The sequence below is a fragment of the Methanosarcina baikalica genome (assembly GCF_031461075.1).
In the GTDB taxonomy this organism is placed as follows: domain Archaea; phylum Halobacteriota; class Methanosarcinia; order Methanosarcinales; family Methanosarcinaceae; genus Methanosarcina; species Methanosarcina baikalica.
In genome coordinates, this window is sequence record NZ_JAVKPK010000024.1 from 1 (window position 1) to 11,940 (window position 11,940).

The 11,940-nt window shown below is 44.6% G+C and carries 13 protein-coding genes and 1 tRNA gene; 11 read left to right on the forward strand and 3 right to left on the reverse strand.

Annotated elements, in window-relative coordinates:
• Positions 1-187 precede the first annotated feature (187 nt).
• On the reverse strand, positions 188-1,288 hold the full coding sequence (locus tag RG963_RS07440; RefSeq protein WP_310575639.1) for a right-handed parallel beta-helix repeat-containing protein: 1,101 nt from the start codon (positions 1,286-1,288) through the stop codon (positions 188-190).
• A gap of 456 nt (positions 1,289-1,744) precedes the next feature.
• Here RG963_RS07440 and RG963_RS07445 point away from each other — a divergent pair, with 456 nt between their 5' ends.
• The 4 genes from RG963_RS07445 to RG963_RS07460 all read left to right on the forward strand — a co-directional run bounded on the left by RG963_RS07445 (position 1,745) and on the right by RG963_RS07460 (position 6,311).
• Positions 1,745-3,106, forward strand: coding sequence for a Single-stranded DNA binding protein (locus RG963_RS07445; protein WP_310575640.1), 1,362 nt, complete (start codon positions 1,745-1,747; stop codon positions 3,104-3,106).
• Complete coding sequence (locus RG963_RS07450) at positions 3,099-3,968, forward strand: RPA family protein (protein WP_310575641.1); 870 nt, start codon at positions 3,099-3,101, stop codon at positions 3,966-3,968. Before RG963_RS07445 ends, RG963_RS07450 begins: the two co-directional genes overlap by 8 nt.
• A gap of 152 nt (positions 3,969-4,120) precedes the next feature.
• The gene (gene serA, locus RG963_RS07455) at positions 4,121-5,692 is read left to right on the forward strand and encodes a phosphoglycerate dehydrogenase (RefSeq protein ID WP_310575642.1); all 1,572 of its coding nucleotides are present in this window, start codon (positions 4,121-4,123) and stop codon (positions 5,690-5,692) included.
• A gap of 112 nt (positions 5,693-5,804) precedes the next feature.
• Complete coding sequence (locus tag RG963_RS07460; protein ID WP_310575643.1) at positions 5,805-6,311, forward strand: DUF2240 family protein; 507 nt, start codon at positions 5,805-5,807, stop codon at positions 6,309-6,311.
• 26 nt (positions 6,312-6,337) lie between these two features.
• Here the strand turns inward: RG963_RS07460 and RG963_RS07465 are convergent, their stop codons facing one another.
• Positions 6,338-7,969: an alpha-keto acid decarboxylase family protein gene (locus tag RG963_RS07465; RefSeq protein WP_310575644.1), complete on the reverse strand. Its 1,632-nt coding sequence runs from the start codon at positions 7,967-7,969 to the stop codon at positions 6,338-6,340.
• Between the two features lie 863 nt (positions 7,970-8,832).
• The gene (locus RG963_RS07470) at positions 8,833-8,964 is read right to left on the reverse strand and encodes a hypothetical protein (RefSeq protein WP_310575645.1); all 132 of its coding nucleotides are present in this window, start codon (positions 8,962-8,964) and stop codon (positions 8,833-8,835) included.
• Positions 8,965-9,275: 311 nt separating this feature from the next.
• On the opposite strand from RG963_RS07470, the gene RG963_RS07475 reads away from it, so the two are divergent.
• The 7 genes from RG963_RS07475 to rpsB all read left to right on the forward strand — a co-directional run bounded on the left by RG963_RS07475 (position 9,276) and on the right by rpsB (position 11,888).
• Positions 9,276-9,656 (forward strand): 50S ribosomal protein L18e, encoded by a 381-nt coding sequence (locus RG963_RS07475; protein ID WP_310575646.1) that lies wholly within the window; start codon positions 9,276-9,278, stop codon positions 9,654-9,656.
• Positions 9,657-9,666: 10 nt separating this feature from the next.
• Positions 9,667-10,089 (forward strand): 50S ribosomal protein L13, encoded by a 423-nt coding sequence (locus RG963_RS07480; protein ID WP_310575679.1) that lies wholly within the window; start codon positions 9,667-9,669, stop codon positions 10,087-10,089.
• Between the two features lie 13 nt (positions 10,090-10,102).
• Positions 10,103-10,507 carry a 30S ribosomal protein S9 gene (locus tag RG963_RS07485; RefSeq protein WP_310575647.1) on the forward strand — a complete coding sequence of 135 codons (405 nt, stop codon included), beginning with the start codon at positions 10,103-10,105 and terminating at the stop codon, positions 10,505-10,507.
• 4 nt (positions 10,508-10,511) lie between these two features.
• Complete coding sequence (locus tag RG963_RS07490) at positions 10,512-10,700, forward strand: DNA-directed RNA polymerase subunit N (RefSeq protein ID WP_310575648.1); 189 nt, start codon at positions 10,512-10,514, stop codon at positions 10,698-10,700.
• Positions 10,701-10,775 (forward strand) — tRNA-Pro (locus tag RG963_RS07495). It abuts the gene before it with no gap.
• 116 nt (positions 10,776-10,891) lie between these two features.
• Positions 10,892-11,074, forward strand: coding sequence for a DNA-directed RNA polymerase subunit K (locus RG963_RS07500; protein ID WP_310575649.1), 183 nt, complete (start codon positions 10,892-10,894; stop codon positions 11,072-11,074).
• 70 nt (positions 11,075-11,144) lie between these two features.
• Positions 11,145-11,888 (forward strand): 30S ribosomal protein S2, encoded by a 744-nt coding sequence (rpsB, locus tag RG963_RS07505; RefSeq protein ID WP_310575650.1) that lies wholly within the window; start codon positions 11,145-11,147, stop codon positions 11,886-11,888.
• Positions 11,889-11,940 lie beyond the last annotated feature (52 nt).

The following is an 11,940-nucleotide window of genomic DNA, read 5'->3' on the forward strand; positions in this document are numbered from 1 at the left end:
CAGTAATACCAAGACCAAATTCCAATATATAAAAGTGACAGCAGCTTCGTAAACCCGGTTGTAAACTAAGGGTAGTGAGGATTATTAATCAAACCTGACAAAAAGGAACATTCGCCTTGACACGGGAATTTGAGAACAATCATTTTGCTGACTCTTTTTAGCAACTGATCCGCACTACTCATTATCTTTATCTTTTCCGCTTCAGGAAATAGGCCGTTCCCAAAGCTGTCACTGCAATTCCAAGCCCCGGACCAGGGGCCTCTTTTTCTGAAGTTGAAGTATCTACGTTGGTAGCATTTTCACCTGCCTGTTCCGTTGTTCCTTCGGTTTCGTTTCCCATAATTTCCACGCCAGTTGCATTCTCCTTGCCTGCAAGGTCCTGTTCATAAGAGCTGGTATTCAGCTTACTTTCAAGGGTTTTAATTGCGGTTGGGACTTTCGGAAAAAGTGGAGACTTATCGGTTCCTCCTCCTGTTATGTTGTATGAAGAGTCACAAACTCCATTGCTGTTTTCGTCAGCGCATGTTTCGCTGTAACCCTTACCTTCAGGATCTGCCCAAAAGTTCCCCGCAATGTAAGGGCCCCGGACAATATTCTGTCTTGTTACAAGGGGACTCTGCCAGATATTTTCCGGGTTTACGACTTTTTCTTCGACATTTTCGGCATTTTTGAAGTAATTGTTGAAGACAATATTCCTGCTGCTCTCTTCAAGGGAGATTCCCTGACCGTAGTTATAGGCAACTATATTATCCTCCATGGTGTTCGAGTCTGAGCTTTCGAGCCTGATTCCTTTTTTATTAAGGGTAATGATATTGTTGCTTATGGTGTTGCTTTCGGAATTATTGAGAAGAATACCGTATTCTGCTCCCTGGGCCCTGTTGTTGTTGATATAGCAGCTTTTAACCCCGATGAGTAATATACCTGCTTTTTCCGAGCCTTCAATGCCAAACCCGCTGAATGATACTCTGTCTACTCTGATTTCAACGGTACTTTTCTTTGGGTCGGCTGCCCTGATGACTGTATTTTCAGGGTTTCTCGAGTCAGACCAGATACTTATTTCCCTGTCTATTTTTAGGTTTTCAACATACATTCCAGGGCTTACAAAAATAGTGTCTCCGGCTTTTGCAGCATCTACTGCGGCCTGTATGGAAATATAACTCCCTTCTATTGCAGAACTTACCCTTAAGTTTGCGGCAGAAACGGCAGAACATGTACAGATAACTGTCAGAACAATTGCAAATATTATAATCTTAAAAGCTCTTAAATTCTTTCCTTTTACTCTTCCCATATTTAGTTCTCCCTTTACCTTTTTAATCTCCCATGTCTTTTAATTAGGCTTCAGTTTTTTAAAAAATTTAATGCTCTCTTTTTTGAATTTTTATCTGCTTCTCATAAATAATTCTCTCAACACTTCTCCAAGAAAGCGATTTTATCGTGAAATTGATATCTCTTTGGGATTAGGAGTTCTGAATAATTATCCTTAAATAATAGTTTAATATCCTCTACGATAGAGAATATTAACTTTTAATTATTCCTTATATTAATCCGCAACTATTATTTTGCAGCTTGTCTAACTTTCATAGTCACATTATCTGGATATGATTCTCGGAACAAAGAATATGACCTATAATTTATTGTAAAAGGCTGCGTTTGTGAATCTGAAATAAAACCTTAAATACCGTAAAACCTGATATACTGCAAAAATTTAATTGTTTTGTTATTGTCTCGAATGGAGGCTTCAAAAATGGATGAGAAAATTACGCCCCACCTTGAAGAGTTAACCAGGGCGTTTGGAGACCTTGAAAAGACTGGCATCCGGGCAGAGTTTGAAAAACTTCTTGCTTTTCGTGTGCCGCCTGATGTTGCAAAAGAGAGTATCCTCCGCAAGTTTGGAGGAAAAAGGAAAGTCCTGAAGGTAAAAGACTTATCTAATAACCTGAAGAATTTCGAGATTACAGGCAGGATCCTGGACCTTGGGGAAAAATCAATTCGTCCTCAGGAAGGACCTTCTACGCTTTATACCGGGGTTCTTGCGGATGAAACAGGTTCAGTGATGTTTTCTTCCTGGAAGGAGCTACCTGGTTCGGTCGGGGATGTAATCAATATCAAAAATGCCTATACTCGCATCTGGCAGAACAGGATCAGGCTTTCTATCGGGGAACAATCTCTTGTGTCGAAAATTCTTGACTCTGTGCTTCCTCCTCTATCCGAACTTTCCGGTAGCCAGACAAAAAAGCTAATTGACATAGGAGCTGCGGATTTTTCAGTCGGGACCGTAGCGTGTGTGCTTCAGCTTTCTCACAGGGAAGTCCTTGTAAGGGGACGCCAGTCCAGAATAGTTTCCGGCGTACTTGCGGATGAAACCGGCAGGCTGTCTTTTACGGCATGGATTGAACTGGCTGGCATTGATATAGGAAGCATAATCCGGATCGAAGGGGCCCAGGTCAGAATGTTCAGGGGGATGCCTTCAGTCAATATTTTGAGCGGCACAAAAGTTTCTTCAGTCGAGCCGGAAGAGGCCGGAAAACTTGCATTTACCTTCGAATCTGCAGGAAAAGACCCGGTTCCCCTTAAAATAGAAAAAATCGATTCCAGAGACAGCATGTTCGATGTGGCTGCAGCGGGCAACGTGGTTTCAGTCAGGCCTGGTTCAGGCATTATATCTCGCTGCCCTGAATGCGGCCGTGTAGTCCAAAAAGCGAACTGCAGGGTGCACGGCAAGGTGGAAAGCGTAAGGGATATGCGGATCAAAGCCGTACTGGATGACGGGACAGGGTCCATGTCAGTGATGTTTCCAAGGGAACTTGCAGAAATAATCTATGGAAAAACCCTTGAAGAGGCTGAACAGTTAATGTTTTCTGATATCTTTAAAGATGCAGTCTACGAGGATTTAAGGCGTTTTCTCACAGGCCGCTACCTTGCTGTACGCGGAAACTCTTCAAAAGGTGAGTATGGAATTTCTTTTGTAGCTGAAAATGCCTGGGTACCTGAAGATGACCTTGCGGTCAGGGTAGTGGAACTGCTTCGCAGGCTCGGGCCTGATGAAGAAGGGTATGGACAGGACAGGGATTCCCAGGTTTCGAGTGGAGGAGTCGGTCTTGCTTAAGCGAGAAGTTGCAAAAAGGGTTTTCGCAAAGGAATTTGAGGTCTGTAGAGAGCTTGAAAAATCAGCAAGGCCTGATTCTGATACCGCGGACTTGAAAACTCCCAATCTGCTTATCAGCCCGCTTGGGCTTGTTCTCAACCGCATTTTTGTGGTGGGAGTAATCACGGAACTTGACAGCATAGGGACACAGAGCGAGATGTGGAAAGCGAGAATAGTTGATCCAACAGGCGCTTTTACGGTATACGCAGGGCAGTACCAGCCTGAAGCGTCTATTTTCTTCTCAGCGGTCCAGATTCCTGCTTTCATTGCCGTTGCAGGAAAAGCCCGGATCTACGAACCTGAACCAGGATCGGTTTTCGTCTCTATCCGGGCTGAAGAGGCAAATGTAGTGGACGGGGAAATCCGTAACAGGTGGGTTGTGGATACCGCAGAACAGACAGTTGAGAGGCTTGAAGCCTTCTCGGATGCGCTGGCTAGCGGGTATCGTGGAGAAAAGCTTCGGGAATATCTTCAGGAGAAAGGCTTTTCTTTTGAGCTTGCGGAAGGGATTTCTATTGCGCTTGAACGAGAACGCTCTCCCGGGGAGTTTGCAAAACTGCTTCGGGCTTCCGTCAGAGAAGGACTAAAAACTCTGGATTTTGATTCCGGAGATAGTAGAGGGTCCAAAGCTGACCAGAAGGAATTTGTGCTCGAATTGCTTAGGGAAATGGGTGGAAGCAGGGGAGTTGATTATGCCGCTTTTATGGATGTTGCAATTTCGAGAGGCATTCCTGAGGAGGTTGTGGAAGAAGTTATCCGATCCCTCTTTGCAGACGGGCAGTGTTACGAACCGAAGATCGGGATAATCAGGCTGGTTGGTTAATCGTGTAGTGAAGAACAACCTCCATAAATATCAGGATGGGCAATATTTGCTTTTAAATTCTTGTGATAATGCTTAAGTGTGATTAAGTTGATTGGTATTCTCTGTAAAAATTTAATGTCTCATGCTTATCATATTTATCTGGAGAAATTGACATGAAAGTATTGGTCAGCGACTCACTCTCCAACGAAGGTTTGGAGATTCTAAAAGAACACTTTACTGTTGACGTGTCCACCGGGCTGTCCGAGGACGAACTGGTGAAAATGATAAAGGATTACGATGCTCTTGTAATACGCAGCGGCACCCAGGTCACTCAGAAAATTATCGAAGCTGCCGACAACCTGAAAGTTATAGGGAGAGCAGGAGTCGGAGTTGACAATGTTGATGTGGATGCAGCTACCAGGAAAGGGATTATCGTAACTAACGCTCCCGAAGGCAACATGATTTCGGCAGCAGAGCACACCATTGCCATGATGATGGCAATGTCCCGGAATATCCCCCAGGCAAATGCTTCCCTGAAAGCCAGAGAATGGAAACGCAATAAATTCACGGGCGTTGAAGTCAAAGGCAAGACTCTGGGAATCGTAGGTCTCGGGAGAATCGGTTCCGAGGTTGCAAAAAGGGCTTCAGGGCTTGAAATGAACCTTATGGGGTATGACCCGTTCATTTCCGAAAAGCGGGCTGTTGAACTCGGAGTCAAGCTGTGTACAGTCAACGAGATCGCAAAAGGAGCTGACTACATTACAGTGCACACTCCCCTTATCAAGGAAACCAAAAATATTCTTGATGAGGAACAGTTTACACTGATGAAACCTGGCGTCAAGATTCTTAACTGTGCTCGTGGCGGCATCATTAACGAAGAAGCCCTGGCAAAAGCTCTGGCAAGCGGAAAAGTGGGCGGCGCAGCATTAGACGTTTTCGTCGAGGAGCCTCCCTTTAAAAGCCCTCTTCTGGATTTTGACAATGTCATAGTAACTCCTCATCTCGGGGCCTCCACTCAGGAAGCTCAGGTTAATGTGGCAATAGACATTGCCAAAGAAGTTGTATCCGTCCTTACTGGCGGGCTTGCAAGGAATGCAATCAATATCCCATCTGTAAAGCCGGAAGCTATGGCAGTCCTTGCTCCTTATATCAGGCTCTCTGAGATCATGGGCAAAATTGCAGGGCAGCTCGTAGACAGTAATTACGAAAAGGTAGAAATCGGGTACACTGGGGAAATTTCCGGAAAAGACACCAGGCCCCTTACAGTCTCTGCTCTCAAAGGGCTTCTTGAAATGGCTCTTGGTTCCGGAGTAAACTATGTTAACGCCCCTACCCTTGCAAAATCCAGACAGATCGCAGTTGTAGAAAGCAAATCCGAATCTTCCGAGGAATATTCTTCAACTGTCAGTATCAGGGTTATTAGCGGAGACCTGACAAAGATAGTTGCCGGAACTGTTGTCGGGGATGAGCCAAAGATTATTGCGGTTGATGAGGACAGGGTGGATATCTTCCCTGCAGGACGCATGATTTTTGCCAAACACGTCAACAAGCCTAATGTTATAGGTCCATGCTGCCTGGTTCTTGGCAAAAACAATATTAACATCTCAGGTATGCAGGTTGGCAGGGCCGAGATCGGAGGCGTGACCTTGATGGTTCTTAACGTAGACTCCCAAGTCTCTAACCCAATACTCGAAGAAGTCAGGCAGGTGCCGGGAATACTTAGTGCCAAACTCGTGACACTTTGAATTTTCCCAAGCTTCGGCATCAATTCAGAATATGAATTCCATGCCGAAGCCTTTTAACCTTTTTCTGAAACCGCATCCTTGAGGCCTATTCAGCTTTTTAAGAGGGTAATGAATGGAAGAACTTAAACATGTAGTTTCAATTCCTTTTAAAAAAAATCTTGCCGTTTCTCTTTCGGAAAAGGATTTTGAGTTTTCCCTGGCTTTTGACCTGAAGTGGTTTTCCCCGAAAACTGCCTCAAAGGTAAAGGAACGAGCCCTTGAAGTCGGCCTGCTCTCCCTTAAAGATGGTGCTCTTATACCTGGCTTTGATGTTGACAGTGTCAGGCTTCCCCATGCTTTTAAACCATTTGAGAATTTTCTCGAAAGCCAGGAAAATTCAGGAAAAAAATCCTCATCTCTCAAGGAAGAGATTTCGTTTGAGCAAATCCTGGAGTTCATTTCCGCAGACACCGGGGTAAACAGACAAAGGCTCGTTTCCGAAATCAATTCCATGCAGGACAGGCTTTCCTATCTTGTGGATATTCGGATAGTGGCACTTGTTGTGGCAAGGAAGTTCGGGTGCGATATCGAAGCAATTTTTAGCAAGGTTGCCAGGTCTGTGCTTGGCCCCTTCTTTTGATGGAGTTCCGTAGCTATTCAAATCTTTCACAAATTGTTATGAATCACCTTCATAATCGGGGGTACCGACATCTCTGGCGTAACTATCTCTACATATGCGCCTGTTTTAGTATTATCCAGCTCTGCCATGATCTTATCCAGGTCGCCACAGGTGATGGCCTTCCTTGTCATCCAGCCATCGCAGCCAAATACTTCTGGCAATTTATGATATTGCCATTGTGGAAGGTCGTTGTAATAGTAATCTAACCTTTGAGATAGCATTCTTTCTATCAGGTAGCCATGATTATTCAGCACGAAAATAATAGGCTTTAGACCATAGCGGTAAAACTGGCCAATTTCCTGGGCTGTCATCTGGTGTGATCCTTCGCCTGTTATAAGAATCACTCGCCGGTCCGGCGAAGCAAGTGCGGCGCCAAAAGAAGCCGGAGTAGCCCAACCTATCGCTCCCCAGAGCGTTTGGTTATGGAACGTAGCTCCTTTAGGTAAAAATATTGGCAGTAAACCATAAAAGGATGTACCTGAATCCACTATGATGATATCGTCGGGTTTGAAAAATTTCGCGTAGCTCGCGTATAGATAATCAGCTGTTATCGGGTCGCCAGCGTTTACCTCTGGAGCTGTGGGACTTTTAGCCACAGGTCCCATAACATCAGTACGCTTATGAAGTCTTTTGGCGAGTTCCTCCAGTACATCTGACATTTTTATATTGGTGTAATCAGCATGCCCTATATGGACATCGTAAGGCATTACATTGATGATTTGGGATTCATCCAGTTTTGCCGTGAATCTACCCATATTAGTATCAGACAGAATGGTGCCTATGGCAAGTATACAGTCGCAGGATTCGACGAACTCGCTGATTTCAGGATTCACAAGCCGTCCGCTGTATAACCCCCTATAGGAGGGATTCGTCTCGTCGAGGACTGCCTTATCCATAGCCATGGTCACATAAGGTAAGCCCGAAGCATTAACAACAGCCGTGGTCAAATCCTTAAACCCAAAGCGATCGACAAAGATGCCTGGCATAATACAGGCTTTCTTTGCCTCTAATAGCTTGTTTATAATGGCCGAGACCACTTCTTCTAGCGCCTCAGGATCGCTTTTTACAGGCACATACGCCGGTGCCTGGGAAGATGAGACATTTTCATTAACATAGTTGCCAGGTATTGCAATATAAACGGGACGGTGATTTTCCAGAGCTGCCGCAATGACGCGCTCTATTTCATGAATGCAGTTTTCCGGGGTAAGCATTGTCTTCGCGCATACGACCGGTGTAGCCATTTCCATGAATAAGCCGAATTCTCCGTTACCCAACGTGTGATGTATTATGGCATGTCTTTCCTGTACCGGCATATTCGGCATCCCAACAATATGAAATACCAGATTGTGCTCCCCGTAAGAACCTGCTATGCCACATAGCGCAGACAGTTCACCTACCCCAAAAGTAGTAGACAGCGCTGACATTCCCTTGATACGAGCATAACCGTCTGCAGCATAAGCGGCGTCCAACTCATTGCAGCAACCAATCCAACGTAGCTCATCATCATCACAGATGGCGTCGTTGATGGGAAACGCATAGTCCCCAGGCACGCCGAAAATATCCCTGATGCCCAGCTGTTTTAATCGATTCAGAAGGTATTGTATAACTGTCTCAGGCATAATATTACCACCAAGTTCATGTTTACTTGTTTCATCATTTTGGGTCAGGTCCGGTATTCGACACTTAACCAAAATATGACTTCAAGGGCCATACAAGCGGAATACCAGGACGGACGCGACTCGGGCCAATCGTGCAGCCTTCTTCGCCTTGAGGCTCTACCAATCCACTTCACATTAGTTACTTCACATTAATTTAGACATCTCAACGAAATCCAATGTTTATTCGGTGCCTGCTCGCAGATCGGACTTAACTTGATAAGATATTGAGCACTCTTCAGATATGGATGGTTCCTCAGGTGATATAGTCTCTTCAGTATTATAAATAGGACTTACGCGGTTGAACTCAGAAAGCAATAGCATTAAACCCTTAACTGTATAAAACACTAAACCAGTCACAACGTCGAATATTCTTGGTTTTGTGCTTCAAGTGCGTAAGTCCTAATAAAAATAGAACTTCGCTTGCTCAAGAGGACTAAATTCCAAAGTTACATGTTTCCCGTCTCGAATTGTGTCTTGAAAGCTTTCTAAGATAATGTCTTTACCTAAAAAAGAGAATACTAAGGTTTTCTAGACTTCTGTTTCTCTGGTTATATGAGGTTTTTCCCATTTGATCAGGACTGTGGAATCCCCTTTGAGGGCTTATGTTAATCGTTCTTCTGTTGCTGCAGGTGGTTGATGTATGATATTATTGTGGCGAGCGGTATTCCTATAGCTGCTGCGATTGTTGTTCTTGTGTTTATTTCCCATTTTGGGTATTCTAGTGCGAGGATGAGCAGGATTAGACTAAATGTGAAGAGCAGGCTTATGCTAAATGTCGTGAACTATGCTGGTACTATTGTGTTTGTTTTTACCATGTTAGGCTGTTAGCCGAATAACTTATTAATAATTATTTTATAGTTGGGGTTTTTCGGTTTGCCCTCAAGCAGGCTTCCTGCGTCGTCAAGTGTATTCCGAAGGAATAATGCTGCAAGTATGCCGTCAATCTGGCACTCCACATGTCGTCCTGATCCTGGAATACTCGAGTTAAACTTTCGTTTGGAGCACCGTAACATCTATGTGTAGCAAGAGAAGAACTAAACTGTTTTTTCTATTGGAATTATAGCAAATCAAAACTATTGATGCACATAATCTTTATGTACTAGAAATGTTATTCAGATCATACCAATTCCGACTAATCGCTTGATCTTTAATTTGCAATTTCCGGGCTTAATGTTCCGGATAGGCAATTATAGCGATGTTCGAACGCGATCGGGAATTTTTTTTCCGCGTGAGTGAGATTTATACTAATCTTGCGGAGGAACATACATTGGGTAAAAAATCACTAGTAAAACTGATACGAAAAACAAATCCAAGAATCGTTTCCCTGATTCTTACCCTGAAAGAAAGGGCCAACGGAGATGCCGCCCCAATCTGGAAGGATATAGCGAAACGTCTTGAGATGCCGGCCAGAAACTATGCGGCTGTGAACATAAGTAAGATCAACAGGCACACCGCAGAAAATGATGTCCTGCTTATTCCGGGAAAAGTTCTGGGCGCAGGGCTCCTTGATCATCCTGTAACTGTTGCGGCTGTAACCTTCAGTGGATCTGCAGTTGAAAAGATCACTGAAGCCGGTGGCAAGTGCCTGAGTCTCGAAGAGATAATGGAAGCAAATCCTAAAGGGTCCGGTATCCGGATTTTCCGCTGAGGTGTCGAAGATGACGGTTATCGATGCAAATGGGCTTATTCTGGGGCGTCTTGCAAGTAAAGTTGCAAAACAGTTGCTTTCAGGAGACGAAAAGATCTTTATCGTAAATGCCGAAAAAGCCATAATTTCTGGTTCAAAGGCAGCCACCCTCAGAGAATACCGGGAAACCCGGGAAAGGGGTGCTACGGAATTCGGACCTTATTTCCCGAAACGTCCGGACCGTATCCTGAAGAGGACTATCCGTGGCATGCTGCCTTATAAGAAATCAAGAGGCAAGGACGCAATGTCCAGGCTCAAAGTCTATGTAGGTGTCCCCTACGAACTCAAGGGCGCTGAAGTGATCACCATCGCAGATGCCGATATGAGGCTTCTGAGCTCCAATAAGTACATTGAGCTTGGTGAAGTGAGCCAGAAAATGGGTTCAAAGTTCTAAAGGGTGAGTCCTCATGGTCAAAGTAGTTAATTCATCTGGTAAGCATAAGACTGCAACTGCACGTGCAACAGTCACAAAAGGAACCGGTAAGGTCAGGATCAACAAAATTCCGCTCGAGATATACTCTCCAGAGCTTGCAATGATGAAGATCTCCGAACCTCTGCTAATCGCAGGAAATGAAGTGGTCTCCGGGCTTGACATCAATGTCGATGTTCGGGGCGGCGGGATTGTCGGACAGGCTAATGCGGTAAGAACCGCTGTTGCCCGTGGTATTGTGGAATGGACCAATGACACAATCCTCAGAGACAACTTAGCAAGCTATGACCGCAGTTTACTTGTAAGCGATTCCAGGCAGAAAGAATCAAAGAACTTTGGTGGACCTGGAGCAAGGGCTAAATACCAGAAATCTTACAGGTAAGACTATGATCCCAGTCCGATGTTTCTCATGTGGAAAAGTAATCTCAAACTATTGGGATGAGTACAAAAGACGCGTTAATGATGGCGAAGACGGTGCCGCAGTGCTGGATGATCTTGGGATCACCCGCTACTGCTGTCGCAGAATGATTCTAAGCCATGTTGAACTCGTTGATGTGCTTTCGCCTTACCAGTAAGGGACCGTAGGGTAGCTTGGTCCATCCTTCGGCGTTCGGGACGCCGGAACCTGAGTTCGAATCTCAGCGGTCCCATTACCCTATTTCCAGGGTGCTGGTTTTCAGGCATGTATTGTACTAAATATTAAATTTATCATGATTCTCAATTTATCGGAATTCATCGGAGCGTTTTTAAGTTTCAGGGTGATCAGTTGGTCAAGGAAAAGTATACCCGGTTCGAACGTGCACGGATTATAGGTGCAAGATCATTGCAAATTGCAATGGGAGCTCCTGTCCTTGTTGAAGATGACGGGCGGCTGGATCCTCTCGATGTTGCTATTGAAGAGTTGAAGGCCGGAGTTATTCCTATCACGGTCAAACGTAAAATCAATTGAAAACGTAGCGGGATACAGTTTAAGATATTGAATGTGTTTTATTGTTGATTCTATATTATGAGGTGACTTTATGGATAATATTGAGCAGACCGGGCAGGAGGAAACCGAAGCACAGCCTTTGCCTGAAGAAAATGTCGTGGCTGAAGCAAAATCTGCACCTGAAAAGGAAGCTGCAGCAAAAACCAGATCTGTGCCTGTAGAAACAGAGGATGAAGCAGCCTCTCCTAAAGAAGGTTCCACATCCCTTGTTTCTATTGACGAATACCTGGCAGCAGGCGTTCACATAGGTACCCAGCAGAAGACCCAGGATATGATGCGTTTCGTATATAGGGTTAGAACTGACGGACTATATGTGCTTGACATCCAGTCAACAGACGAAAGAATAAGAGTTGCATCAAAATTACTGTCTCACTATGATCCTGCAAGGATCCTTGTGGTTTCTTCAAGGCAGTATGGACAGCACCCTGCAAGGATGTTTTCCAGATCACTTGGCACAAGAGCAATGCTCGGAAGGTTCATTCCAGGCTCTCTTACAAACCCTCAAATCTACGGTTTCTTTGAGCCTGATGTTGTAATTGTAACCGACCCTGCAGGCGATGCCCAGGTTCTGAAGGAAACTTCAAGCATCGGAGTACCTGTTATAGCACTCTGTGATACCAACAACCTGATTTCAAATGTGGACCTTGTAATTCCCACAAACAACAAAGGTAGAAAAGCTCTTTCCCTCGTCTACTGGTTACTTGCAAGGGAAGTTTCACGGCTTAATGGTACTCCATTCAATTACGAATTGACTGAATTCGAAACACCTCTTTGATCCCGAAAGACAGTCCTGCATACTGCAAAGATATATAAAAATTACCCCTATC